Origin of the sequence: Mesorhizobium cantuariense (assembly GCF_042647205.1) — a bacterium.
Taxonomy (GTDB): domain Bacteria; phylum Pseudomonadota; class Alphaproteobacteria; order Rhizobiales; family Rhizobiaceae; genus Mesorhizobium; species Mesorhizobium cantuariense.
In genome coordinates, this window is record NZ_JBHRVD010000001.1 from 6,549,498 (window position 1) to 6,573,735 (window position 24,238).

The window sequence follows — 24,238 nt, forward strand, 5'->3', positions numbered from 1 at the left end:
GATACGGACGGCAACGCTGCCGTGATGCTCACTTGATGTTGGCTTTGATGGCCGCGATCGCATCTTCCTGCGTGTATTCGTGGCTGGCGACGCCGCCCTTGGGGATCTTCGGCAGCTCGGCCTCGAAATCATCCTGGGTGAAGGCCAGATACGGCACCAGCAGATCGTGCGGAATATCCGTGCGGCCGTCGAGCACCTGCTGCGCCACCCAGAAGGCGAGCGATGACACGCCGGGCGCGATCGAGGCCGACCATGTCTGGTAGCCGTCCTTGTCCTTCTGTTCCTTCCACCACTGCAATTCGTCCTGGCGGTTGCCCATGATGATGGTCGGGCGCGGCTTGCCGGCGGCGGCGAAGGCCTGTGCGGCGCCATAGCCGTCACCACCCTGGTCGACGACGCCGACGATATCGGGCAGCGACGGAAGGATGGTCGCCACCGCCTTCTGCGCCGTCGTCTGGTCCCAGTCGCCGGTCACCGAACCGACGATCTTGAACTCGGGATGGGCGGCGACGCCTTCGAGGATGCCGGCATGGATGGCATCGTCGATCGAGGTGCCGGCAAGGCCACGTATTTCAAGCAGATTGCCGCCTTTGGGCTGGAATTTGGCCATCTGCTCGACTTCCTGCTTGCCCATGTCCTTGAAGTCGACGACGACGCGGTAGGCGCAAGGCTCGGTCACGGTGCCGTCGAAGGAGACGACGACAATGCCGGCGTCGCAGGCCTGCTTGATGGCGCCGTTGAGCGCATCCGGCGAGGCGGCGTTGATGACGATTGCGTCATAGCCCTGCAGGATTAGGTTCTGTACCTGCGCCGCCTGCGTCGGCACCTCCTTGTCGGCGGTGGTGAAGATGTCTGCCGCGCCGACGATCTTGTCGGCGACCGCCTTCTTGGTGACGATGCCATAGCTGTCGAGCATCGCCTGCCGCCATGAATTGCCGGCATAGTTGTTTGAGAAGGCGATTTTCTTGCCGCTGGTGTCGGCGAGTGCCGTGCCCGAGGCGAGCATCGCCGCCAGAGCGCCCAAGACGAACAGTTTCTTCATGTCGTTATCCTCCCAGATGTTGACTGCTGCATTTCCTACCGGCTTGACCCGGCCTCACTCCCAATCTGATTTGAGCACGGACGGTGCCGAACTCAAAACAGTCTCAATCCCGGCACCCGCACCCGGAGCCGGTACAACGATGTCGACGCCGTGATGTAGAGGCTCTGAAGGTCGTCGTCGCCGAAGGTGAAATTCGCGCAATCTTCGGGTGTCCGGATGACGCCAAGAATGGCGCCCGACGCATCAAAGACATGGATGCCGCCGGGGCCGGTGCAGTAAAGATTGCCGCGGCTGTCGATCTTCATGCCGTCGGGCGCTCCCGGCCCCTCGCCCTCGGTCACGGCCCAGACGGCACCGCCATTGAGGTCGCCATTCGCTTCGACGCCGAACACCCTGATGTGTCCGCATTCGGTGTCGTTGATGAACAGCCGCGACTCGTCCAGCGAAAAGCAAAGCCCGTTTGGCTGCACGAAATCGTCGGTCAGCAATGTCAGCCGAGCGTCGTCGCCATCGATGCGGTAGACGCCCTGGAACGGCAATTCCTGTGGCCGTGGCACGCCATAGAATTCCATCCGGCCATAGCCCGGATCGGTGAAGTAGATCGATCCGCCGGTGGCAATAACGATGTCGTTCGGACTGTTGAGCTGCTTGCCCTGATGGTGCGTGGCAAGCACGGTCACGCTGCCATTGGGCTCGGCGCGGGTCACGCGGCTTGTCGCATGCTCGCAGGTGACCAGCCGCCCGAGGCGGTCCAGCGTGTTGCCGTTGGCCTTGTAGCTCGGCTCGCGCAACAGCTCGATCTCGCCCGCGGCACTGCGGCGGTACATGCGGCTTTCCGGAATGTCGGAGAAGACCAGCCATTTCTCGTAAGGATGCCAGACCGGCCCTTCGAGGAAGCCGAAGCCGCTCGCCAGCGTTTCGATCGTCGCGTCGCCGACGACGTCGTCCAGGCCGGAATGGCGCGCGCGCACCGAAACCGACATCACTGGCTCCCGGCCCGAACAGCCGTGCGTATTCGCATGGTGACGAATGGCATGAGCGCTTCCCCGATATGGTCTCTTGTTGGGGTCGAGCGTAGTTGCGGTGCCCGCGAGGCGATACGGGTCAAAGCGCATGGCCGACTGTGCATTTGCACAGTCGCGTAGGGGCTAATCGGGGCAGAGTGATAGCGGCTACGGCGAGGCCGGACTAGGGCCGGCGAACACTCAGCAAAAGCGCGGTCAAGGTTGCGCTCGCGCACGCCACCGCCACGAGCACGACTACGCCGGCAGAGTTGGGCTTTTGCCCTGCGCGAAACGCGTCGCGCTTCGCTGGCAAAGGACTGTAAACCAAGGCCTTCAGATCGGACCTGCTGCCGTGCCGAACTGAATAGGCGCGCGTGAACTCGGCACCGAGAAGGAAAATCTCCGATGAGTAGTAAACCCAGAGCAGGATGACGAGCAGTCCACCGGCGGCGCCATAGGAGGACGCAATCGCGCTGGTACCGATATACCAGCCGATAAGCGATTTTCCCAACGTGAACAGGGCAGCGGTCATAACAGCACCAATCCCTACATCGCGCCATTCCAAGGTTCGATCGGGCAAAACTTTGTAAATGGCGGCGAACATCAGGGAGATGAGGGCAAATGAAACGACGGCGTTGATGACGCTGAGTATGATCGTTCCGAACGGCAGATGGACGTTGATAAAATCGCTCAGTGCCGAAATCGCAGCGCTTGCTATGAGAGAGACCAGCAACAGGAACCCGAGCGCGGCGACCAACCCCAGACTGGCGGCTCGTGCCCGCACCAGACGCGACAAAGAACTGCCCCGCGGTTCGACCTTCCAAATTGTGTTCAGTGACTGCTGCATTTCACCAAAGACGCCAGACGCGGCCACCAACAAGGTGACTAGCCCGATGACCGCGGCCCAGGTTCCGTACAGCTTGCTCGATGCATTCTCCAGCGCAGTCTGGAGGAGGTCGGCGCTTTCCGGCCCCATCAGCCCGGAGACCTGGGCAGACAAAGCCAATTGTGCGGCATCATGACCGAAGGCGAGACCAGCGATAGCGACCACGATCAGCAAGATCGGCGCCAGCGAAGTGGCAGCATAGAAAGCCATCGCAGCACCATGACTAAGAGCATTGTCGTTGATGAAGCCGACTACGCTTTCACGCACCAAGTGCCAGAAGTTTATGATCGCGGTTCGCACGTCGAGCCCGTGGGCAGCAAGTTGAAATGGCGTCCATTAGCAATGCGCCAGAACTTCCGATGTTCCGTTTGGTGGCCGCGCCATTGGGTTCAGGAATTGAATCGGAACGCTGGTGCCGAGAACGTCAGCCGACAGGCTTGGGCGCGTGGGCTGAAGGACCTAGCGCTGCGGCGGCGCCTGTGCCAGCCAGGCATCGAGCCGGTCCTGCTCGCGGCGCAGCGCGTCGATGTTGATCAGGCCGCGCGCCATGGCGAGATAGATCGCCCGCGTCCGCGAGTTGAACACGGAAGCATCGCTGGCGCCGTCCTCCGCGGGCACGATGCCGAGCTTGTCGTAGACATGCTTGATGCGGCTCTGCGCGCCACGGATCGACAGGCCGCGGCGGGCCGCGATCGCCCGGTCGGTCAGGCCGAGCGCGATGTCGATCAGGCTCTCATATTCACCGTCGGTGATGCCCTCGAACTTGTCCTGCACCCGGTGCTGGATGCCACGGATCTCGCGGTCGATGATGCAGTGGCCATCGCGGAAAACGCCGCGCAAGGCGGACCGCATGCCTTCCTCCGTGGCCGATTTGAGCACATAGCCGTAGACCGAACCGGGCGGCACGATGCGTGCCACGCCGCGCACATAGGCCTCGTCGGCGAAATTCGACCAGAACAGGATGTGGGTGCCGGCGCGGCGGTTCCAGATCGCCTTGGCGACCTCGATCCCGGTCGCCTTCGGCATCTGCAGATCAAGCACGACATGCGGCGGCTCGCGCTCGGTCGCCAGGCTGATGGCGTCTTCGCCGTCGCTCGCTTCGATCACCTCGACGTCGCCGGGCCATAGTTGCTCGACGGTGCGCCGCGCGAAGGTGCGGTGCAGCCCGTCATTCTCGGCGATCATCACAAGCATCACATGGCCTCCGACACGGCGAGCTCGCCGGGCATTGTTGCAGCCGCCGCAGCCGGCAATTCCCGCGACGGCTGGCGATCGATCTCGACGAGGACGCGCGTGCCGCCGCTCTTGCGGCCGGCCTGTCCGATGCGCAGCCGCGCCCCGATAAGCGCCGCACGCGTATGCATATGGCCGATGCCGCCATGCGCCGCCGGATCGATAGCGCCGCAGCCCTGGCCGTCATCCGTCACGATCACCCGCAGCACGCTCGCGGTCGACGCCAGCAAGACATCGATTCGGCGCGGCGCGGCGTGGCGAACCGCATTGTTGATCGCTTCCTGCACGATCCTGTAGAGCGCGGTGCGAACCGGCTCGGGCAGGCTGTCGGCGCAGCCGTCGCTGGTGTCGGCGATGTGCACGGCAATCGGCGGCTTGGCCTTGCTGACGCTGCGGTTGAGATGCGCCTCGACCGCGTCGCGCAGGCCGAACAGTTCGAGCACGCTCGGCCGCATCGCGTCGACGATGTGGCGCAGTTCCGTCAGACACCCGGCGACCTCCTGTTCGAGATCGGCAAGCTGCGCCGCTCGCGCCACGCCCTGGCCGCGCAATGCCGAAAGCTGGCGCGCAATGCGGGCCAGGTCGGCAAGCGTCTGGTCGTGCAAATCCATGGCCATGCGCCGACGTTCGCGTTCCATGCCTTCGGTCAGTTGCGAGGCGCCGACGCGCAGCAGTTCGACACGGTTGCGCGCCTCGCTCTCGGCAAGCATGGCGCGCCGCGCCTCCTCGGTCTGGATCAGCGCGAAGATATAGGGCGCGATCAGATCGGCGCACTGCTGGGCGACCGCGACATCGGCTAGCGTGTAGCAGCCGACCTCGTGCCGGCTGATGTTGAGGGCGCCGATGACACTGCCCCGCGCCCTGAGCGGCACAATGATGCGGCTGCGCAGCTTGGCCGCGAAAATCGGCTCGTCGAAGGCGCCGGCAAAGTGGAAGCGGTCGTCGACAAGCGCGTTGTCCGATAACAGATAGGGCGTCTTGCCCCACAACACGTAGCGGATCGGACTGCCTTCAACCGGATGCTGGGCGAGCTCGCTCCAACTGGTGTGGAAACCGGCTTCATAGCAGGCATGCATGCGCCCATCGTGAGACAGCACCGCCAGATCGATATGGTCGTGCGGAATAAGCGTGCCGATCTCGATGGCTGTCGCGCGGAACGCCGTGCCGGGATCGATATGGCCGGCAAGCGCCCGCGAGATCGCCAGCAGCCGGTCGATCAGGACCAGGGACACTTCCGGCATTGGCTTTCACGATCCTCCCGTGCCGGGAAATAGTGGACGCATGCCGGCGCTGCTGTCAACGACGGCGCCCTTTACGGCAGTCGATCAACTTGCGGTGCAATGATTGAAAAGGCTTCGTGTCCTGGTCTAGGGAGGAGGCGAGGAGACCGAAACAGAATGCCAGTGACGCAAAACGTTGCTCCGGGCGCCCCGGGAATTCCGGCCCGCTGGACGTCAAGCGCCAAGAGTGGCGTCGGAACGTCGCTTTCGCCGGCGGGCCAAATCTGGTTCACGATCAGCCACGGCATCCTCAACGAAATCTACTATCCGCGCCTCGACAGCGCCTGCACGCGCGACCTCGGCCTGATCGTCACCGGCCCCGACGGCTATTTCTCGGAAGAGAAGCGCGATGCCGCGCACATCATCGAACCGTTCGAGGACGGCGTGCCCGCCTACAGGCTGGTCAACTCCGCCGCCGACGGCGCCTACCGGATCGAAAAGCGCATTCTCGCCGACCCGGCGCGCCCGGCGCTGTTGCAGGAAATCACCTTCACGGCGCTCAAGGGGGTGCCCGGTGACTACCGCGTCTACGCGCTTCTGGCACCGCATCTGGTCAATGCCGGCATGGGCAACACCGCCTGGGTCGGCGAGCACAAGGGAAAGCCCGTGCAGTTCGCCTCGGGGCGCGGCACGTGCCTGGCGCTGGCCTCGTCGCTGCCCTGGCGAACCGGCTCGGCCGGCTATGTCGGTTTCTCAGACGGCTGGCAGCAGCTCCGTAATACAGGCGAGCTCGACCCGGCATGCCAGCGGGCCGAGAACGGCAATGTCGCGCTGACCGGCGAGATCGGCTTTTCCGCCACCGAGACCAAGGCCTTGCTGGCGCTAGGATTTGGAGCGACGCCGGACGAAGCGGCGGAACATGCTTTCGCTAGCCTAAACCGAGGCTTTGAACCAGCAGCGAAGTCCTACGTCGAAAAATGGCGCAAGTGGCAAAAGAGCCTGCTGCCGCTGGACCGGCACACGGCATCTGGCATCAACAGCTATCGCACCAGCACCGCGGTACTGGCGACACATCGCTCGATCACGACGCCGGGCGCTGCGGTCGCCAGCCTGTCCATTCCATGGGGCTTCAACAAGGGTGACGACGACCTCGGTGGCTACCATCTGGTCTGGCCGCGCGATCTGGTCGAGACGGCGGGCGGCTTTCTCGCTGCCGGCGACGCCGCCTCGGCGCTGCAAATCCTCGACTATCTCAGCTCCATCCAGCAGCCGGACGGCCACTGGCCGCAGAACGCCTGGCTCGATGGATCGGTCTATTGGCCCGGCATCCAGATGGACGAATGCGCCTTCCCACTGCTGCTGGCCGATGCTTTGCACCGTGCCGGCCATCTGCCGCGCGCCAGGCTCATAACCTTCCTGCCGATGATCGAACGCGCCGCCAGCTATGTCGTGCGCAACGGACCGGTCACCGGCGAGGACCGCTGGGAAGAGGATGCCGGCTACAGCCCGTTCACGCTCGCCGTCGAAATCGCCGCACTGCTTGCCGCGGTCGACCTGCTCGACGCCTGCGGCATGCCTGAGCCGGCGACCTATCTGCGCGAGACCGCCGATGGCTGGAACGATCAGATCGAGCGCTGGACCTATGTCAGCGGCACGGCGATCTGCACGCAAGCCGGCGTTGACGGCTACTACGTCCGCATCGCGCCACCCGACAGCGCCGAGGCCGGCTCGCCGAAGGACGGTTTTGTCCCGATCAAGAACCGGCCACCCAGCGATAGCAACCGGCCCACAGAGGCAATCGTCAGCCCGGACGCGCTGGCGCTGGTGCGCTTCGGCCTGCGGGCGGCCGATGACCCGCGCATCGTCGACACGGTCAAGGTCATCGATGCGCAATTGCGCTGCGAGTTGCCGCAAGGGCCGCTCTGGTATCGCTACACCAGCGACGGCTATGGCGAGCATGAAGATGGTGCGCCCTTCGACGGCACCGGTCAGGGCCGTCCGTGGCCGTTGCTGGCCGGCGAACGCGCCCATTACGAGCTGGCGGCGGGGCGCAGGAACAAGGCGATCAGCCTGCTGGCAGCGCTGGAAGGCTCGGCCGGGCCGGGCGGCCTGTTGCCGGAGCAAGTCTGGGACGGCATCGACCTGACTGAGCGCGAACTGCTGCATGGCCGCCCCTCGGGCAGCGCCATGCCGCTGGTCTGGGCACATTCGGAGCATATCAAGCTGTTGCGCTCGCTGCACGACGGCGCGGTCTTCGACATGCCCCCGCAAGGCGTCAAGCGCTACACCGAGGACAGGACCGTATCGCCGTTCAGGACATGGCGGTTCAACAACAAGATCCGCACCATGCCGGCGGGCAAGACGCTGCGTGTCGAGCTGTTGGCCCCGGCAATTATTCACTGGAGCAGCCACAACTGGGCGACCGCCCATGACAGCCAGACGGCAGAGAATGCTTTCGGCATCCATCTTGCCGATCTGCCCGTCGCCGGCCTCCCCGAGGGAAGCACGCTGATCTTCACTTTTTTCTGGTCCGCAACCGGCGATTGGGAGAATGTCGACTTCTCCGTCATATCAGGCGAGCAGGACAGCCAGTAGATCTTCCCCCGATAAACCCCGCAAATCTCCAAGGAAACAGGGACGAAACCATGCAGATCGGAATGATGGGACTGGGCCGGATGGGCGCCAACATGGTCCGGCGCCTGATGCGCGACGGCCACGAATGCGTCGTCTACGACATCAATCCCGCCAGCGTCGCGGCTCTGGTGACCGACGGCGCGCTGGGGGCGGCTTCAATGGAAGAATTCGTCGGCAAGCTCGTCAAGCCACGTTGTGTGTGGCTGATGCTGCCGGCAGCGATCACCGGCAGGATCATCGATCAGGTGGCGGCCCTGATGGAGCCTGGCGACATCGTCATCGACGGCGGCAATTCCTACTATCACGACGCCGTCGACCAGGCCGCGAAACTGGCCGGCAAGGGTATCCATCTTGTCGATGTCGGCACCAGCGGCGGTGTCTGGGGCCTGGAGCGTGGCTACTGCCTGATGATCGGCGGTCCCGATGTGGCGGTGCAACACCTCGATTCGATCTTCGCCACGCTGGCGCCGGGCGCCGACGCCGGCTCCAATCCGCCCAAGGATGCCGGGACCGCGCCCTTTGGCTATCTGCATTGCGGACCGAGCGGCGCTGGCCACTTCGTCAAGATGGTGCACAACGGCATCGAATATGGCGTCATGGCCGCCTATGCCGAAGGCATGAACATCCTGAAATCGGCCAATGCCGGCAAGCGGCAACGGACGGCGGACGCCGAGACCAGCCCGCTGGAAAACCCGCAATACTACCAGTTCGACATCGACCTTCCCCAGGTGGCCGAGGTCTGGCGCCATGGCAGCGTCATCGGCTCCTGGCTTCTCGACCTGACCGCCGGCGCATTGAAAGGCGACCCGGGCCTGGCGAATTTCGGTGGCCGCGTCTCGGATTCCGGCGAAGGCCGCTGGACGCTGAAGGCGGCGATCGACACAGGCGTACCAGCACCGGTTTTGTCCTCGGCTCTGTTCGACCGCTTCTCCTCGCAAGGCGAATCCGAATTCTCCGACAAGCTGTTGTCCGCCATGCGCTATGCCTTTGGCGGCCATGTCGAGAAGCCGAAGGCAGGCAAGTGACGGCACAGGGGGAGACACGCTGATGAGCCCGGAACGGTCCGACACGCTGGTGCTCTTCGGAGCGACCGGCGACCTCGCCCACAAGAAGATATTTCCAGCGCTTTACCAGATGGTCGCCAAGGGCACGCTCACCGAACCGGTGATCGGCGTCGCCTTTGACGCCTGGGATCTCAAGCAATTGCAGGCGCGCGCCCGCGACGGCATCGTCAATGCGCTCGGCAAGATCGACGAAAAGGTGTTCGCCAAATTCGCCTCGCTGCTGCGCTATGTCAGCGGCGACTACCGCGATGGAGCGACGTTCGAGAAACTGAAAAGCGCGCTCGGCACCGCGCAGCGGCCGCTGCACTACATGGCGGTGCCGCCGACCATGTTCGAGACCGTCGTCCAGGGGCTGGAGCAATCGGGCACCGCGCATGGCGCGCGGCTGATGGTGGAAAAGCCCTTCGGCCACGATCTGCAATCGGCGCGCTGGCTGAACCGGGTTCTGCACCTGGTGTTCGACGAACAGTCGATCTTCCGCATCGACCATTATCTCGGCAAGGAAGCGATCCAGAACCTGCTCTATTTCCGCTTCGCCAATTCCTTCCTCGAACCTATCTGGAATCGCAATTTCGTCGAGAGCGTGCAGATCACCATGGCCGAGGATTTCGGCGTCGAGGGACGCGGCCGTTTCTATGACGATGTCGGCTGCATCAGGGATGTCATCGAAAACCATCTGCTCAACATCCTGTTGCTGCTTGCCATGGAGCCGCCTGTCGGCCGTTCCGCCGACGATCTGATCGACGAGAAGGTGCAGGTGCTGCGCGCCATCCGCACGCTGACCAAAGACGATGTCGTGCGCGGCCAGTTCACCGGCTATCTCGCCGAGCCGGGCGTGGCGCCGAACTCGCCGGTCGAGACCTTTGCCGCGGTGCGTTTCTTCGTCGACACCTGGCGCTGGCAGGACGTGCCGTTCTTCATCCGCGCCGGCAAGAACATGCCCGTGCATGTCACTGAAGTGGTGGTGCGGCTGAAGCGGCCGCCGCTCGATGTCTTCGACCCGATCAAGCCCGCCGACCAGAACTACGTCCGCTTCCGCATCGACCCCCAGGTGGTGATCGCCATCGGCGCCCAGCGCAAGGCGCCAGGCGACGACATGATCGGCGAGCAGGTCGAACTGACGGCGCTCGACGACAGCAAGGGCGACATGCCGCCCTATGAGCGGCTGATCGGCGACGCCATGAACGGCAACGGCCAGCTGTTCACCCGCCAGGACGCCAGCGAACTGGCCTGGCGCATCGTCGGCCCGGTGCTCGGCGACACCACGCCGCCGCACCTCTACGAGCTGGGAACATGGGGGCCAGCGGACGTCATGGCCGGGTTCGGGCCGCCCAATGGTTGGATTGATCCGGTGAAATGAGAGGGGACACGATGGCCAAGGCGGTGAAACAACCGGCATCGGGCCCAGAGACGTCGGGACCTGAGAAGATCGTGCTTTCGATCGATATTGGCGGCTCGCACGTCAAGATCCTGACCAGTGCCGGCGGCGAGGAGCGCCGCGCCGACTCCGGACCGGGCCTGACGCCGCAGCAGATGATCGATGCGGTCAAGAAGCTCGCCGAGGGCTTGCCCTACGATGTCGTCTCGATGGGCTATCCGGGCCCGGTCAACCACAACAGGCCGCTGACCGACCCCGCCAATCTCGGCAAGGGCTGGGCTGGATTTGACTTCGCGGGTGCGTTCGGCAAACCGGTGAAGGTTGTCAACGATGCACTGATGCAGGCTATTGGCAGCTATGAGGGCGGGCACATGCTGTTCCTCGGGCTCGGCACTGGTCTCGGTGCAGCGATGATTGCCGACAACGTCGCCCAGCCGATGGAACTCGCCCACCTGCCCTACAGGAAGGGCAAGAGCTTCGAGGACTATGTCGGCGAGCGCGGCCTCGAAAAGCGCGGCAAGAAGAAATGGCGCAGATATGTCTTCGATGTCGTCGACCGGCTCCGCGCCGCCATGCAGCCGGACTATGTCGTCATTGGCGGCGGCAACGTCGACAAGCTGGATGAATTGCCCGCCGACTCCAGGCGCGGCGACAACACACGCGCCTTTGAAGGCGGATTTCGTTTGTGGCGCGACAAAGCGCTCATAGTCTGATATTGTTATTGTTTAATATAGTTGTTCAAAATAACGTGTGAAGTGACGCCAAGTCATTGCATTGCGCAGATTTGCCGACTAGGAATTCCGCGCCACAACAACGCCATTCGCCCCGTGGACGCACGAAGCACGCCACAGCATTTTGATTTCGCGCATGATCCTTTCCGGGAATCGAATCCGATTTTCAGGTCATTCGCTTTAGACGGAGAAATAGAGTGACCGACGATAGCAACAGCACCCGTAAAGACATCGACCTGCTCGAGCTGACCGCTCACATCGTGTCCGCTTATGTCGAGAAGAACCGCTTGCCCGTTTCCGGCCTGGCCGATCTGATCGCCAGCGTCAGCACCTCGATAAGCGGGCTCGGCAAGCCGGTGGTCCCGGTGGCTGCCCCCCTGGTCCCCGCGGTCAACCCCAAGAAATCGGTGACGCCCGATTTCATCATCTGCCTCGAAGACGGCAAGAAGTTCAAGTCGCTGAAGCGTCACCTCGGCGTGCATTTCGGCCTGACGCCGGACGCCTATCGCGCCAAATGGGGCTTGCCGTCCGACTATCCGATGGTTGCCCCCAACTATGCCGCCTCGCGTTCTCTGCTGGCGAAGTCGATCGGCCTCGGCCGCAAGGCAGCCCCTGTGAAGGCACCTGTCAAGGGCAGGAAGGCGAAGGCCTCGGCCTGAACAATTCAGTCCTGCGCCAACAGTCAGGACGACTGGAACAGAAGCCTGCCGGCGAATCCGCCTTGGCAGGCTTCATGCTGGGTCGGACGGGTCTTTGGGGGGTGAGCCATGAATTACACCAGAATGGTGATCGAGAAAGAGGCGCCGGAAGAGTACGGCTACGACCGTATCCGCTACAATCTCTCCGAAAGTTCGATCGCCGACCAGAAGCTCTCCGACATCGGCCTGTCGCTGCCTGATCTGACGCTTTTCTATGGCGAGCATCGCGGCGACAAGGCGTTGCGCGCGCTGATATCGGCGCAGGACGCCGGCGTTTCGCCTGACGATGTCCTGGTCACCGCCGGTGCCGCCGGCGCGCTGTTCATCATCTCGACCTCGCTTTTGTCGCAGAGCGATCATCTCGTCGTCATCAGGCCCAACTATGCCACCAACATCGAAACCCCAAGGGCGATCGGCTGCACCATCAGCTTTGTCGACCTGGCCTTCGAGGAAGGCTTCGCCATCGATGTCGAACGCGCCAAGGCGGCGATACAGCCGAACACGAAACTGATCAGCGTCACCTGCCCGCACAACCCGACCGGCACGATGATGAGCCGAACCGAGCTCGATGCGCTGGTGGCGCTCGCCGAAAGCAGGAACTGTCATCTGCTGGTCGACGAGACCTACCGCGACCTCTCCTACGGCCGTCGCCTGCCGTCGGCGGCATCGCTGAGCCCGAAGGCGATCAGCGTCTCGTCGCTGTCCAAGGCCTTCGGCATTCCCGGCATTCGCATCGGCTGGCTGGTCACCAGGGACGCGGCGCTTCAGGAGAAATTCCTCGCCGCCAAGGAGCAGATCGGCATCTGCGGCAGCGTCATCGACGAGGGCATTGCGCGCGGCATGCTTGAGCGCCGGGGACGCCTTCCTGGCGACGCTGCTGCCCGAAATGGCCAAGCGCCGCGACATCGTCCAGGCCTGGATCGACCGCGAGCCACTGGTCGACTGGGTGCCGCCCGAAGGTGGTGTCGTCGGTTTCCCCCGCCTCAATGTCGATCCCGGCTTCGACCTCGACAGGTTCTACGTGAACTTGCTGGAAAACCATGCCACTTATGTCGGACCCGGCCACTGGTTCGAAATGGAGAAGCGCTTCTTCCGCGTCGGGTTTGGCTGGCCGACGGAAGCCGAATTGAGCGGCGGCCTCGACGCCATCTCCGCCGCGCTGCGGCAATAACTTCCCCGTGCAGTCGATGGAGTAGGCTTAAAATTTCTTGATCCAGCACTGATTTTAACGCATATCCGCGGCGAACTGAGCTAAAAGTTCCGCCAGCCGGACCAGCGCCCATCGTGGAAGTGCCCCGCCAGCTGATGCCATCGCAACGGGGCCTCACTCCATGACATCAGCACAAACCTCGCTGGACCAGCGCTATGCCGCGTTCCGCCACCGCTCCTTCCTGAGCTATTGGGCGGCGCGCTTCCTCACCACCTTCGCCACCATGATCGTGTCCGTCGCGGTCGGTTGGCAGATGTACGACTTGACCCGCGACCCGCTCGATCTGGGCCTGGTCGGCATCGTCCAATTCCTGCCGTCGCTGCTGCTGGTGCTGGTCACCGGGGTCGTGGCCGACCGCTTCGGCCGCCGCCTGATCATGGCGCTGGCGGTGGTGATGGAAGCGATCTGTGCGCTGGCGCTGCTATTCCTGACGCTGCGCGGCATCAGCGGGCCGCTGCCGATCTTCGCCGTGCTGGCCATGTTCGGCGTCGCCCGCGCCTTCTTCGGCCCGGCCTCCGCCTCGCTGTTCGCCAATCTGGTGCCATCGGAGGATTTCGCCAACGCCATCGCCTGGAATTCATCGGCCTGGCAGACGGCGACCATCGTCGGTCCGGTCGCCGGCGGCCTGCTCTACGGCGTGTCGCCGGAAGTGGCCTACGGCACCGCCGCTGTCCTGATGCTTGTGTCCGGGCTGCTGATCTTCACCATCCCGAAGCCGTCGCAGCGCACGGAGACGGAAAAGCCGACGATGCAGCACCTGTTAGGCGGGTTCAGCTATATCTGGAGCGAGAAGATCGTGCTGGGCGCCATCTCGCTCGATCTGTTCGCCGTGCTCCTGTCCGGTGCTTCGGCGCTGCTGCCGGTCTATGCGCGCGATATCCTCCAGCTCGGTCCCTGGGGGCTCGGCCTGCTGCGCTCGGCGCCCAGCGTCGGCGCCATTTGCGTCGCTATCTGGCTGGCCGGGCATCCGCTCCGCAACCACGCCGGCATGATCATGCTGGCCTCCGCCGCGTCGTTCGGCGCCTTCACCGTGCTGTTCGGTCTGTCGACCATCACCTGGCTGTCGATCGTCGCGCTGGCCTTCCTCGGCGCCACCGACATGTTCAGCGTCTACATCAGGGAAACCTTGATCCAGTTGTGGACGCCCGACCACGTGCGTGGCCGCGTCAACGCCGTCAACCAGGTCTTCGTCGGTGCTTCCAACGAACTGGGCGAATTCCGCGCCGGCACGATGGCGGCGTTGATCGGCACGGTGCCGGCCGTGGTGATCGGCGGCGTCGGCGCCATCGCCGTCGCGGGCCTGTGGATGGTGCTGTTCCCGCAACTGCGCAAGGTGCGCCACCTCAACGGGCGAAACTGAAGGGCCTTATCGCGCTTCCGGTTTGCCGAAGATCATCCGCAGGAACTCGTCCAGCCAGCGCTTGAGATGCATGTCCCAGATCAGCCGGCCGCCAAGGTGATCGCGGCCAGGCTGCGCGCCCGGCAACTCGAAGCGATGCGCGCCGCGCACCACCCAGCGCTGCATCATCACCCTGGTCAACTCGCCATGGAACTGGATGCCCCAGGCATTGTCGCCATAGCGGAAGGCCTGGTTGGGATAGGTCTCCGCCGTCGCCAGCAGCGTTGCGTCCCTGGGCAGCGAAAAGCCCTCGCGGTGGAACTGATAGACCATCTCAGGCCAGTGCATCAGTTGCTTGCCGGCTTCGGTCGCCTTCAGCGGATACCAGCCGATCTCGACCAGCCCTTCGCCATGCCCCTCGACCTTGCCGCCGAGATGGTTGGCCAGCATCTGCGCGCCGAGGCAGATGCCGAGAAACGGCCGGTTCTCCTTGAGCGGTATCTCCAGCCAGTTGGTCTCGCGGCGGACGAACTCATCCTCGTCATTGGCGCTCATCGGGCCGCCGAACACCACCGTGCCGGCGTGGCCGTCCAGCGTTTCCGGCAAGGTGTCACCCAGCGGCGGCCGGCGGATGTCGAGTTCAAAGCCCTCTTCCAGCAGCATGTGGCCGACGCGGCCGGGGCTCGAATTCTCCTGATGCAGCACGATCAGGATTCTTGGCTTCGAACTCGTTTGGCGCGGCATGGGCAGGCGAAAATCCTATTCGTCGCTCGATGTTCCGGTGGCGCCGGGCGCGTGCGCCGCCGCCTTGCGGCGCGCCTCGACGCGGTCGCGGCGTTCGACACCGATCAGCTCGGCAACCCGCCAGACCGTGTTGTCCTCGAGCTCGTGCAACTCGCCATCCGCATAGACGATCTCCCACATCAGGCCGATGAAAGCCTTGCGCGCATCGGCTTCGAGATGGCGCTTCAAGACACTGGTGAAAGCATAGAGATCGATCGCCTCATTGTCGGCCCGCTCGCCGGCGGCGGCGAGCGCTTCGAGTTCGGCGCCGCTGATCGAGTAGCTCTCGGCCAGCACCGCCTTGAACCGCTCCCACTCGACATCCTGGCGCACACCATCGGCGTTCATCACATGGTAGAGGAGCGCCGAGGCAGCGATGCGCGGATCGTCCGTGCTGGCATGCGTGCCGGCGCCGGCGGGCAAATCCCTGAGAAATGACAGAACGCGTTCAAACATAGATCCATTCCCCAACGGCCCGACGGCCGGCCCAACTCAAAACAACCGAAACCGGCGCGGCGATTTTTCCGCTCCCTCGTCCGGATCGACGCCAGGATCGTCCGGCAGCCGCGCAAGCTCCTCGGCCGGCTCGACACCCTCGGCATCGGTCGGCACCGCGGCGAAGGCCGCCGCCGTGATCGGCCTGACATGATCCTCGAGGCTCTCGGCGTCCTTGCCCGCCGCCTCGCCCCGACCGGTATCATCGATCACCTCGGCCGGCCTTTTTTCGCTCGTCGGCTTTGCCAATGCTTCAATGACCGGCGCCGCGCTCGCTGGTGCATCCTCATGGCTGTCGATCAGCTGGCCGAGACGCTCCATCGGTGCGCGCCACTCGAAGGCGTCGAGCCGGCCGGTGATCGGCGATACCGGCGCCCAGCGTTCGGACACCACGCCGTCGGCAACCCAGGCTGGATCGCGCGGCGCCCGTACCGCCCTCGACAGCAGCTGCCGCACCTTGCCCTGGTCGCCGGTCTCGGCCTCCTCGATGTCGGCGAGCAGCAGATAGGCGCCCTCGCGGCGGTCCATCCGGATCGCAGCCTCGGCCTCGCGGCGGGCGGTCGAGAAATCCTGCGCGTCGAGCGCGGCGCGTGCCACCGTCATCGACGACTCGGCGTGGTTCTTCTTCATCTCCTGCAGCTTCTTCGCCCGGTTGAGGCGGTCGAGCACGGCGTCGCCCGGTCTTGCATGGGTATAGAGTTCGGCGACCTCCGGATGCGGCTCGGCCTTCCACGCCGCCTCGAGGATTTTTGAGCCCTTGCGCACATCGTTCTGCTTGAACAGCGCCGCGGCGGCGGCAACGGCAGCGGGCGCAAAGTCCGGCCGCAGCCGGTTGGCCTCGATCGCCGCGGTCCTGGCGGCAGCGGGATCGCTGTCGGCAAGCGCCTGCGCCTTGGCGGTCAGCAGCACGGCGCGGCGGCGGTTGGCGGCATCGCGTTCGATCTGCCGTGTCGACTTCTGCGCGTCGACCAGTTTCAAGGCGCCGTCCCAATCGCCGCGTGCGGTCAGCTCTTCCAGCGTCGATTCGGCTGCCCAGGCCAGCTGTGGCGCCATCACCGCGGCACGGCCGGCATAGTGGCGGGCGGCGTTGCGGTCGCCGAGCCGTTCGGCTTCGAGATAGAGTCCGCGCAAACCGAGCAGCCGCATTTCGGGATCGTCGAGCATGCTCTCGAACTTCTGCCGCGCGCCTTCATGATCGCCTTCGAGCAGCGACGCCTGCGCCTCGAGCAGATGGATCAGCGGTTCCTGGTCGGAGCGGATCAGCTTGGCGGCTTCCTTGGTCTTCTTGCGGGCCAGCGCGCCGTCGCCGGCGCCGGCGGCGATCATGCCGGTCGACAGCGCCTGATAGCCGCGGTCGCGGCGGCGGACGCGGAAATAGCGCGAGATGGTGTAGGGGCTGTTCCACAGCGACTTGAGCAGCCACCAGAGGATCATCACCGCGGCGACCACGGCAACGACAGCTACCGCCGCCACCATCAGGCTGACCTGGTATTGATAGCCGCTGAAGGTGACGACCATGTCGCCTGGCCGGTCGGCCAGCCAGGCAAAGCCCAGCCCGAGCGCGAAGACGACGATGAGGAAGGCGAGCAGCCGGATCATTGTGTTACCCTCATGCCTTCATCGCGCCGGAGATCAGCGCGTCGACCTGGGTTTCGACCTCGATGCGTGCTTTTAGTTTGCCGGCAAAGTCGGCGCCGGCAGCCTTGGCGGCGTCGGGCAGCGTGTCGTATTCACTGAGCGCCTTGGCGTAGTCGCCCTGGTTGACCGCCGCCTCCATGCGCGCGACGATTTCCGGGGCACCGGCGCCTTCGACGGCGCCGATCGGCCTGACCTTGACCAGCGATTCGGCGCTCGACAGAAGGTTCTGCAGGAAGCCGGCATTCTCATCGACAGGCGTCGCAGCAGTGACCATGGCACTGGCGGTGGCATCCGCCTGCGATGCGATCTCGGCGCGGGTCGGAACGCCCTTTTCGGCATAGGTGCGCAAGGTCGCAAGCTGCGGCGCATCAGGCGAAATCGCGGCAAAGGTTTCGAGTTCGGCCGAGAACGGTACGCCACGGTCGAGCGCCGCCTTGAGCGCCGAGGCGGCGATGGCGAGCGCGATCTTCGGCTGTCCGGCCGCCGCCTCGACCTTGCCGGAAAGCTGCGACACCGACTGCTCCAGCGCGGTGAGCCGTCCATCCTGTGCCGTCGCCGCCTCGCCGGCCGACTTCACCTGCGCGTCGAGACCAGCCAGTTTTTCGTTGAGCGGGCCGAGATCTACCGGGGCTGTGCTGCCGGCCTTGCCGAGCGCGGCGACCGCCGTTTCGATCTGCGCGACCTTGTCGCCCAGTGCGGCGAGCCCGGCAGTGTCGCCTGCTCCGCCTTTCTCGATCGCCGATTTCAGCGCCGCGACATCCGCCTTGACCTGCTCCAGGCCCGAGGACAGCCCGACCACTTTGGCCGCTGCATCGCTGTTGCCGCCAGCGTCCTTCAAGCTTGCGATTTCGGTCTTCAGCGAGGTGATGTCGCCATTGACCCCGTCAAGCGAGACACTGGCGCCCGAGCCCGGCGCGCCGAGCAGTCCGGCAAACTGCAGCCCGCCGGCGCCAACCAGCGCGATGACACCGCCAATGATGCCGGCAGCGATGCCGTTGATGCCGCCACGCTTTTCAGGTGTCGGCGCCATTCTGTCGTCCCGTGTCTCGGGTTTTGCCTTGTCGCCGTCGGTCTGCGTGCGCTTCGCCGAAGCATCCTCGAAATTGTAGTCGAAGGCTTTGGTTTTGCCGGCCGGCGCATCGGATGCTCCGGGATCGTCGGACGATCCGGGATAGGGGAGCTCAGCCTCGCTAGCGGGCTTTGTCGCCGCCGCCAGCGGCTGCTCCGATTCGGCCTGGGCGTCGGCATGCTCCCAGGGCTCAAGATCTGTCTGGTCGGCATGCACCGGCTCTTCAGGAACCTCGGGCTGCGAGGCGTTCGCTGCTTCCTCGGCTTTCGCCTCGTCCGTCTGAGCCTCGCGCCTGGCGGCATCCTCGTCGGCGATTCGTGAGACCGCGCCCGGCTCAAGATCGATGGTCACCGGGTCGCGGCGGCTTTTCGAATGTCGCATCTTCGGCGTCTTGACCATGCCTGGGCTCCGCACAATTCGCTTCGTCTCAACGCCCTGCGGCGCATGATGGTTCACAATGGGTCTAGCACATCACCAAGCGGTGAAAAGGGGCGGTGTGATGACGCGGCTCAGCTCGCGCTTCGCAAAAGCGCCAGCAGCGCTTCCTCGTCGGGCTGCGCGGCAATGCGGATTCTTTCGTTGGCGGTATCGTCGAGGGCTGCCGCGATACGGGTGGAAAGAACGAAAAACCGTGTTCTTTCAAACAGGCCTTGCAGAGCGGGCCGCCTGGCCAGCACCTGCATCGCGGCGGCGGCCTTGGCTGAATAAAGCAGCACCGCATCGACAGGTTGGCTCGACAACAGCGCAACAATGGTCTCGTCCGAATAACCCACCTGAAGCGTGTCATATGTCTCGACGGCGTGGACCCCAACGCCCGCCGTCTTGAGCCTCTGTTCGAACCCCTGAAAGCGCACGCGCCCACAGAGATAGACAATGGCCTTGTCGGAAAGTGCGGCTGCGATGCTGTCGGCCAGCGCCTCCGCATCGCCCGAGCCTTCGCTGACTGACAAAAACCCAGCTTTGCGGGCGGCTTCCGCCGTCCTTTTGCCGACCGCATGGCAAGGCAAGGCGGCGAGTGTCGCGATGAGTTCTTCCGGCGCATGGCGCACGGCGTTGGCACTGGTGATGGCAACGGCGACGGCAGCGTCTGGAACCACTCCGGCATCGACCGGCAGCGCCACCGTTTCGGTCAGGGGCAGAAGGATCGGCTGAAACCCCGTCTCCCGAAGCTGCCGCGCTGTGCGCGAGGCGCCCGGTTCCGGTCTCGTCACCAGGACGCGAAGCATTTCAGAGCCAGCCGTCGAAGAACTTTTCACCGGCCCTGGCGCGCACAGTCCGGGCTGCTTCACCGCCGATGCGGGCGGCGTCCTGCGCCGGCCCCTGCAGCTCGACCGTGTGGGACTGCGTGCCGTCGGGCGAAATGATCAGCCCGGCGAACGACAGCTTTCCGGCCTCGATCGCCGCGTAGCCGGCGATCGGCGTGCGGCAGGAACCATCCAGCGCCGCCAGGAAGGCGCGCTCGCAGGCGAGCGCCTGGCCGGTCGCCACATCATGGACGGCCACCAGCATCTTTTCGACATCGCGGTCGTCGATACGGGTTTCGATGCAGATCGCGCCTTGCCCCGGCGCCGGCGGGAAGACGTCGAGCGGTATCAGGTCGGTGACAACATGCTCGAGCCCGAGCCGCTTCAACCCGGCATAGGCCAGGATGGTGCCGGCGGCGACGCCTTCGTCGAGCTTGCGCAGCCGTGTCTGCACATTGCCGCGGAACATCACCACGTCGAGATCCGGCCGCATGCGGCGGATCAGCGCCTGCCGCCGCAGCGACGAGGAGCCGACCTTCGCCCCTTGCGGCAAGCCGGCGATCGTCTTCGCCGCCTTGCCGACAAAGGCGTCGCGCGCATCCTCGCGCGGCAGGAAGGCCGAGAGTTCGAGACCGTCGGGCAGTTGCGTCGGCATGTCCTTCGACGAATGCACGGCGATATCGATCCGGCCTGCCAGCAGCGCCTCCTCGATCTCCTTGGTGAACAGGCCCTTGCCGCCGGCTTCCGACAGCGGCCGGTCTTGGATGCGGTCGCCGCTGGTCGAGATGACGGCGATCTCGAACGCCTCCGCCGGCATGCCATGCGCGGCCATCAGCCGCGCCTGTGTTTCATACGCCTGTGCCAGCGCCAGCGGGCTGCCGCGTGTTCCGATTCTCAAGATTGTTTGCATGGCATGCAGTCCGTGATAACCCCCGGCCAGCGAGGTTTTTCCGGGCTTTCTCCTAAAGCGGAAAGGCCGGACATACAATCTATTGGGACAGCGACGAATTGATCCGCGTTCTGGGCATTGAGACAAGTTGTGACGAGACCGCCGCCAGCGTCGTGGCGCTGGACGGCGATGGTGCGCCAAAAATCCTGTCCAACATCGTGCTCAGCCAGATCGAGGAACATGCCGCATTCGGCGGCGTCGTGCCGGAGATCGCGGCGCGCGCCCATGTCGAGGCGCTGGACGGCATCATCGAGGCGGCCCTTGCCGATTCAGGCGTGGCCCTCGCCGATATCGACGCGATCGCCGCCACCGCCGGTCCCGGCCTGGTCGGCGGGCTGATTGTCGGGCTGATGACGGCCAAGGCGATTGCCGCTGCGGCAAACAAGCCGCTGATCGCCATCAACCACCTCGAAGGCCATGCCCTGACCGCACGGCTGACCGATGGGCTCGATTTTCCCTATCTGCTGCTGCTGGTCTCCGGCGGCCATACGCAGATCCTCGCCGTGCGTGGCATCGGCGACTATCAGCGCTGGGCAACGACCATCGACGACGCGCTCGGCGAAGCCTTCGACAAGACGGCCAAGATGCTCGGCCTGCCCTATCCCGGCGGACCGAATGTCGAGAAGGCGGCACAGGCGGGCAATGCCTCGCGCTTTGCCTTTCCGCGTCCGATGAAGGGCTCGGCCCAGCCCGATTTTTCTTTCTCCGGGCTCAAGACCGCCGTGCGCCAGGCGGCGACGGCGATTGAGCCCTTGAGCGACCAGGATGTCGCCGACATCTGCGCCTCCTTCCAGGCGGCGGTCGCCGATGCGCTGGCCGACCGCGTTTCTCGCGCGCTGGCACGCTTTCGCCAACTATTTCCCGGCACCAAGAACCCCGCACTCGTCGTGGCCGGCGGTGTCGCCGCCAACCTGACGATCAAGGCGATGCTTGAGCGGCTCTGTGCCGAGACCGGCTTCACCTTTATTGCGCCGCCGCTGAAACTTTGCACCGACAATGCGGCGATGATCGCCTGGGCCGGCGTCGAGCGGTTGCGCGCCGGCATGGCACAGCAGAACGGCTTCGACTTCGTGCCGCGCTCGCGCTGGCCGCTGGACAGCATCTCGACACCGATGGTCGGCTCCGGCCGGCGCGGAGCCAAGGCATGACTGACCAGGATATGAATAGTCCGGGCAAAGGCAGCTGGCGTGTCACCGTCCTCGGCGGCGGCGCCTGGGGCACGGCGCTGGCACTGGCCATGCTGCGCGCCGGCCATGCGGTGCGGTTGTTCGCGCGCGACCCGGAAACCGTCGCTTCGATCGGGCGCGGCGAGAACCCGCGCTATCTGCCCGGCATCAGCATTGCGCCCGGCATCGAGGCAACGAGCGACATCGAGGCGGCACTTGCCGGCGCCGATTGCGTACTGGCGGTGACGCCGGCGCAAGCGCTGCGGGCAACGCTGGCGGTTGCCAAAACCCATATGCCGGCCGGCATTCCGCTCGTTCTCTGTGCCAAGGGTATCGAGCGCGACACCGGCGCCCTGCTGTCGGCAATCGTCGAAGAGATCCTACCGCAAAATCCGGTCGCCGCTCTGTCCGGCCCGAGCTTCGCCACCGATGTCGCGCGCGGCCTGCCGACGGCCGTGGTGGTCGCCGCGCGGGACGAGGCGTTGGCTGCCGATCTCGCCGCCCGCTTTTCCGCCGAAAACCTGCGCTGCTATTCGAGCGACGACCTGATCGGCGTCGAGATCGGCGGCGCCTTGAAGAACGTCTTCGCCATCGCCGCAGGTGCTGTCACCGGCGCGGGTCTCGGCGCCAGCGCCCAGGCCGCCATGGTGACGCGAGGCTTTGTCGAGCTGCGCCGCATCGGTGCTGCCTTCGGCGCCAGGCCTGAGACCTTGATGGGGCTTTCCGGCCTTGGCGACCTGCTGCTGACCTGCTCGTCCACGCAGTCGCGCAATTTCGCCTATGGGCTGGCGCTCGGGCAAGGCAAGCCGCTTGCCGGATTGCCGCTGGCCGAGGGCGTGCCGACGGCGGCGATCGCTGCCCGCATCGCCAGCGAGCGCAACATCGACGCGCCGATCATCGCCGCTGTCGCTGCCATACTGGACGGCACCATCACCATACGGCAGGCTGTGACGGCCTTGATGACCCGGCCGCTGAAGACCGAAACCAACGATTGATCCCCACGCCACGACGTTAATCCAACGACCAGGAGAGAGACCATGCTGTTTGCTGTGATTTGCAAGGATAAGCCCGGAAGCCTGCAGGTGCGCCTCGACACGCGGCCAGAGCATATCGCCTTTCTCGAAGGGTTGAACGGCGACAAGAAGCTGGCTTTCGCCGGTCCGTTCCTGGATGCCGAAGGCAAGCCCAACGGCAGCCTCGTCGTCGTCGAGGCCCCCGACATGGCCGGGGCACAGACCCTGTCGGCCGCCGACCCCTACGCCAAGGCTGGGCTGTTCGAAAGCGTCGAAATCCGCCCGTGGAACTGGACGTTCAACAAGCCGGCGGCTAGTTAATCCCGGTCGCCGGCGCGCAAGAAGGAGCAAGGATAAGGACATGAACTACTGGCTGTTCAAATCGGAGCCATTCAAGTTCTCCTTCGAGATGTTGAAGGCCAAGGGCAAGGCCGGCACGCAATGGGATGGCGTGCGCAACTACGCCGCGCGCAACAACATGAAGGCGATGCAGATCGGCGATCTCGGCTTCTTCTATCATTCCAACGAGGGGCTGAACGTGGTCGGCATCGCCGAAGTCTGCGCGCTGGCCCATCCCGACACCACGTCGGACGATCCACGCTGGGAATGCGTCGACATCCGCGCCGTCCAGGATGTGCCGAACCCGCCGACGCTGGAAGAGGTCAAGGCCAATCCAAAGCTTGCCGAAATGGCGCTGGTGCGGCTCGGGCGGCTTTCCGTGCAGCCGGTGACGCCGGCCGAATGGAAGGAAGTCTGCCGCATGGGCGGCTTGACGCCTGCTCCGTGACGGCGCTGACGCCGAACAGCGCGAAACAATTCATTCTCGACAACACGGCGCTCATGACGCCGCCGCACGTGCCGGAAATCGTGCTTCATCTTGCCGATGAAGCACATGATCTGTGGCAGCGGACCGAGGACGAGCTGGTCGAAATCGGCCTGCCGCCGCCCTTCTGGGCCTTTGCCTGGGCCGGCGGCCAGGGCCTTGCCCGTTATGTCCTGGACAATCCCGGCACGGTGCGGGGCAAGCGCGTGCTCGACTTCGCTTCCGGCTCCGGCCTTGTCGCCATTGCCGCCGCCAAGGCCGGCGCTGCCAAGGTGATCGCAACCGACATAGACCCGTTCTGCGCGACCGCGATCCGCCTCAACAGCGAGGCCAACGATGTCGCGATCGAATTCCTCGGCACGGATTGTATCGGCACCGATGCGGGTTGGGACGTGATCCTGGCCGGCGACGTTTTCTACGACAGATCCTTCGCCGACCGGCTGATGCCGTGGTTCGCAACCCTGAAAGCGCGCGGCGCCGAGATCCTCGTCGGCGATCCCGGCCGGTCGTATATGCCGAAGGCAGGGCTGGAACCGCTTGCGGTCTATGAAGTGGCCGTCACGCGGGCACTGGAGGATGCGCTGGTCAAGCGCACGACCGTCTGGCGGTTTGCTTGACG

Annotated in this window: 23 protein-coding genes; 12 read left to right on the top strand and 11 right to left on the bottom strand. The window is 64.8% G+C overall.

Features of this window, described 5'->3' with window-relative positions; translation table 11 throughout:
- Window positions 1–28: 28 nt before the first annotated feature.
- The 5 genes from ACFOJ9_RS32085 to ACFOJ9_RS32105 all read right to left on the bottom strand — a co-directional run bounded on the left by ACFOJ9_RS32085 (window position 29) and on the right by ACFOJ9_RS32105 (window position 5,406).
- Window positions 29–1,042, bottom strand: coding sequence for an ABC transporter substrate-binding protein (locus ACFOJ9_RS32085; protein ID WP_352442103.1), 1,014 nt, complete (start codon window positions 1,040–1,042; stop codon window positions 29–31).
- 92 nt (window positions 1,043–1,134) lie between these two features.
- Window positions 1,135–2,025, bottom strand: a complete 891-nt coding sequence (locus tag ACFOJ9_RS32090) for an SMP-30/gluconolactonase/LRE family protein (protein ID WP_378985137.1) — start codon at window positions 2,023–2,025, stop codon at window positions 1,135–1,137.
- Between the two features lie 205 nt (window positions 2,026–2,230).
- Window positions 2,231–3,232, bottom strand: a complete 1,002-nt coding sequence (locus ACFOJ9_RS32095) for a YihY/virulence factor BrkB family protein (protein WP_378985139.1) — start codon at window positions 3,230–3,232, stop codon at window positions 2,231–2,233.
- A 159-nt stretch (window positions 3,233–3,391) separates the two neighbouring features.
- Window positions 3,392–4,126 carry a response regulator gene (locus tag ACFOJ9_RS32100; protein WP_378985141.1) on the bottom strand — a complete coding sequence of 245 codons (735 nt, stop codon included), beginning with the start codon at window positions 4,124–4,126 and terminating at the stop codon, window positions 3,392–3,394.
- Entirely contained in the window at window positions 4,126–5,406 is a 1,281-nt protein-coding gene (locus ACFOJ9_RS32105) for a GAF domain-containing sensor histidine kinase (RefSeq protein WP_378985143.1), read from the bottom strand. Before ACFOJ9_RS32105 ends, ACFOJ9_RS32100 begins: the two co-directional genes overlap by 1 nt.
- Window positions 5,407–5,562: 156 nt before the next feature.
- Here ACFOJ9_RS32105 and ACFOJ9_RS32110 point away from each other — a divergent pair, with 156 nt between their 5' ends.
- From ACFOJ9_RS32110 to ACFOJ9_RS32140, 7 genes are all read left to right on the top strand, one after another.
- Window positions 5,563–7,980, top strand: coding sequence for a glucan 1,4-alpha-glucosidase (locus ACFOJ9_RS32110; protein ID WP_378985145.1), 2,418 nt, complete (start codon window positions 5,563–5,565; stop codon window positions 7,978–7,980).
- 50 nt (window positions 7,981–8,030) lie between these two features.
- Window positions 8,031–9,044 (top strand): phosphogluconate dehydrogenase (NAD(+)-dependent, decarboxylating), encoded by a 1,014-nt coding sequence (gene gnd, locus ACFOJ9_RS32115; protein ID WP_378985147.1) that lies wholly within the window; start codon window positions 8,031–8,033, stop codon window positions 9,042–9,044.
- A 22-nt stretch (window positions 9,045–9,066) separates the two neighbouring features.
- Window positions 9,067–10,443 (top strand): glucose-6-phosphate dehydrogenase, encoded by a 1,377-nt coding sequence (zwf, locus tag ACFOJ9_RS32120; RefSeq protein ID WP_378985149.1) that lies wholly within the window; start codon window positions 9,067–9,069, stop codon window positions 10,441–10,443.
- Between the two features lie 11 nt (window positions 10,444–10,454).
- On the top strand, window positions 10,455–11,174 hold the full coding sequence (locus ACFOJ9_RS32125) for an ROK family protein (RefSeq protein WP_378988186.1): 720 nt from the start codon (window positions 10,455–10,457) through the stop codon (window positions 11,172–11,174).
- 215 nt (window positions 11,175–11,389) lie between these two features.
- Window positions 11,390–11,851 (top strand): MucR family transcriptional regulator, encoded by a 462-nt coding sequence (locus tag ACFOJ9_RS32130; protein ID WP_378985151.1) that lies wholly within the window; start codon window positions 11,390–11,392, stop codon window positions 11,849–11,851.
- A gap of 108 nt (window positions 11,852–11,959) precedes the next feature.
- Complete coding sequence (locus ACFOJ9_RS32135) at window positions 11,960–13,102, top strand: pyridoxal phosphate-dependent aminotransferase (protein WP_378985153.1); 1,143 nt, start codon at window positions 11,960–11,962, stop codon at window positions 13,100–13,102.
- A 119-nt stretch (window positions 13,103–13,221) separates the two neighbouring features.
- A complete protein-coding gene (locus ACFOJ9_RS32140) occupies window positions 13,222–14,460 on the top strand; it encodes an MFS transporter (protein WP_378985155.1) in 1,239 nt (412 codons plus the stop codon).
- 6 nt (window positions 14,461–14,466) lie between these two features.
- On the opposite strand, the gene ACFOJ9_RS32145 is transcribed toward ACFOJ9_RS32140, so the two are convergent.
- From ACFOJ9_RS32145 to hemC, 6 genes are all read right to left on the bottom strand, one after another.
- Window positions 14,467–15,183, bottom strand: coding sequence for a glutamine amidotransferase (locus ACFOJ9_RS32145; protein WP_378985157.1), 717 nt, complete (start codon window positions 15,181–15,183; stop codon window positions 14,467–14,469).
- A gap of 15 nt (window positions 15,184–15,198) precedes the next feature.
- The gene (locus tag ACFOJ9_RS32150) at window positions 15,199–15,678 is read right to left on the bottom strand and encodes a tellurite resistance TerB family protein (RefSeq protein WP_378985159.1); all 480 of its coding nucleotides are present in this window, start codon (window positions 15,676–15,678) and stop codon (window positions 15,199–15,201) included.
- Between the two features lie 36 nt (window positions 15,679–15,714).
- A complete protein-coding gene (locus tag ACFOJ9_RS32155; RefSeq protein ID WP_378985161.1) occupies window positions 15,715–17,316 on the bottom strand; it encodes a heme biosynthesis protein HemY in 1,602 nt (533 codons plus the stop codon).
- A 10-nt stretch (window positions 17,317–17,326) separates the two neighbouring features.
- Entirely contained in the window at window positions 17,327–18,823 is a 1,497-nt protein-coding gene (locus ACFOJ9_RS32160) for a COG4223 family protein (protein ID WP_378985163.1), read from the bottom strand.
- Between the two features lie 110 nt (window positions 18,824–18,933).
- The gene (locus ACFOJ9_RS32165; protein ID WP_378985165.1) at window positions 18,934–19,650 is read right to left on the bottom strand and encodes a uroporphyrinogen-III synthase; all 717 of its coding nucleotides are present in this window, start codon (window positions 19,648–19,650) and stop codon (window positions 18,934–18,936) included.
- 1 nt (window position 19,651) lies between these two features.
- Entirely contained in the window at window positions 19,652–20,578 is a 927-nt protein-coding gene (gene hemC, locus ACFOJ9_RS32170) for a hydroxymethylbilane synthase (RefSeq protein WP_378985167.1), read from the bottom strand.
- 101 nt (window positions 20,579–20,679) lie between these two features.
- On the opposite strand from hemC, the gene tsaD reads away from it, so the two are divergent.
- From tsaD to ACFOJ9_RS32195, 5 genes are read left to right on the top strand one after another with little or no spacing between them, the layout of a single operon-like run.
- Window positions 20,680–21,765, top strand: coding sequence for a tRNA (adenosine(37)-N6)-threonylcarbamoyltransferase complex transferase subunit TsaD (tsaD, locus tag ACFOJ9_RS32175; protein ID WP_378988190.1), 1,086 nt, complete (start codon window positions 20,680–20,682; stop codon window positions 21,763–21,765).
- Window positions 21,762–22,778: an NAD(P)H-dependent glycerol-3-phosphate dehydrogenase gene (locus tag ACFOJ9_RS32180; RefSeq protein ID WP_378985169.1), complete on the top strand. Its 1,017-nt coding sequence runs from the start codon at window positions 21,762–21,764 to the stop codon at window positions 22,776–22,778. Before tsaD ends, ACFOJ9_RS32180 begins: the two co-directional genes overlap by 4 nt.
- A 42-nt stretch (window positions 22,779–22,820) precedes the next feature.
- Window positions 22,821–23,117, top strand: a complete 297-nt coding sequence (locus tag ACFOJ9_RS32185; RefSeq protein WP_378985171.1) for a YciI-like protein — start codon at window positions 22,821–22,823, stop codon at window positions 23,115–23,117.
- 40 nt (window positions 23,118–23,157) lie between these two features.
- On the top strand, window positions 23,158–23,583 hold the full coding sequence (locus ACFOJ9_RS32190; RefSeq protein ID WP_378985173.1) for an EVE domain-containing protein: 426 nt from the start codon (window positions 23,158–23,160) through the stop codon (window positions 23,581–23,583).
- On the top strand, window positions 23,538–24,236 hold the full coding sequence (locus ACFOJ9_RS32195; protein ID WP_378985175.1) for a class I SAM-dependent methyltransferase: 699 nt from the start codon (window positions 23,538–23,540) through the stop codon (window positions 24,234–24,236). The genes ACFOJ9_RS32190 and ACFOJ9_RS32195 overlap by 46 nt, the downstream gene beginning before the upstream one ends.
- Window positions 24,237–24,238 lie beyond the last annotated feature (2 nt).

Bases quoted from the DNA above. Each gene is read 5' to 3' on its own strand.
- ACFOJ9_RS32085 (WP_352442103.1), bottom strand. From the start codon at position 1,042: ATGAAGAAACTGTTCGTCTTGGGCGCTCTGGCGGCGATGCTCGCCTCG.
- ACFOJ9_RS32090 (WP_378985137.1), bottom strand. From the start codon at position 2,025: ATGTCGGTTTCGGTGCGCGCGCGCCATTCCGGCCTGGACGACGTCGTC.
- ACFOJ9_RS32100 (WP_378985141.1), bottom strand. From the start codon at position 4,126: ATGCTTGTGATGATCGCCGAGAATGACGGGCTGCACCGCACCTTCGCG.
- ACFOJ9_RS32105 (WP_378985143.1), bottom strand. From the start codon at position 5,406: ATGCCGGAAGTGTCCCTGGTCCTGATCGACCGGCTGCTGGCGATCTCG.
- ACFOJ9_RS32110 (WP_378985145.1), top strand. From the start codon at position 5,563: ATGCCAGTGACGCAAAACGTTGCTCCGGGCGCCCCGGGAATTCCGGCC.
- gnd (WP_378985147.1), top strand. From the start codon at position 8,031: ATGCAGATCGGAATGATGGGACTGGGCCGGATGGGCGCCAACATGGTC.
- zwf (WP_378985149.1), top strand. From the start codon at position 9,067: ATGAGCCCGGAACGGTCCGACACGCTGGTGCTCTTCGGAGCGACCGGC.
- ACFOJ9_RS32125 (WP_378988186.1), top strand. From the start codon at position 10,455: ATGGCCAAGGCGGTGAAACAACCGGCATCGGGCCCAGAGACGTCGGGA.
- ACFOJ9_RS32135 (WP_378985153.1), top strand. From the start codon at position 11,960: ATGAATTACACCAGAATGGTGATCGAGAAAGAGGCGCCGGAAGAGTAC.
- ACFOJ9_RS32140 (WP_378985155.1), top strand. From the start codon at position 13,222: ATGACATCAGCACAAACCTCGCTGGACCAGCGCTATGCCGCGTTCCGC.
- ACFOJ9_RS32145 (WP_378985157.1), bottom strand. From the start codon at position 15,183: ATGCCGCGCCAAACGAGTTCGAAGCCAAGAATCCTGATCGTGCTGCAT.
- ACFOJ9_RS32150 (WP_378985159.1), bottom strand. From the start codon at position 15,678: ATGTTTGAACGCGTTCTGTCATTTCTCAGGGATTTGCCCGCCGGCGCC.
- ACFOJ9_RS32155 (WP_378985161.1), bottom strand. From the start codon at position 17,316: ATGATCCGGCTGCTCGCCTTCCTCATCGTCGTCTTCGCGCTCGGGCTG.
- ACFOJ9_RS32160 (WP_378985163.1), bottom strand. From the start codon at position 18,823: ATGGTCAAGACGCCGAAGATGCGACATTCGAAAAGCCGCCGCGACCCG.
- ACFOJ9_RS32165 (WP_378985165.1), bottom strand. From the start codon at position 19,650: ATGCTTCGCGTCCTGGTGACGAGACCGGAACCGGGCGCCTCGCGCACA.
- hemC (WP_378985167.1), bottom strand. From the start codon at position 20,578: ATGCAAACAATCTTGAGAATCGGAACACGCGGCAGCCCGCTGGCGCTG.
- ACFOJ9_RS32180 (WP_378985169.1), top strand. From the start codon at position 21,762: ATGACTGACCAGGATATGAATAGTCCGGGCAAAGGCAGCTGGCGTGTC.
- ACFOJ9_RS32185 (WP_378985171.1), top strand. From the start codon at position 22,821: ATGCTGTTTGCTGTGATTTGCAAGGATAAGCCCGGAAGCCTGCAGGTG.
- ACFOJ9_RS32190 (WP_378985173.1), top strand. From the start codon at position 23,158: ATGAACTACTGGCTGTTCAAATCGGAGCCATTCAAGTTCTCCTTCGAG.
- ACFOJ9_RS32195 (WP_378985175.1), top strand. From the start codon at position 23,538: ATGGAAGGAAGTCTGCCGCATGGGCGGCTTGACGCCTGCTCCGTGACG.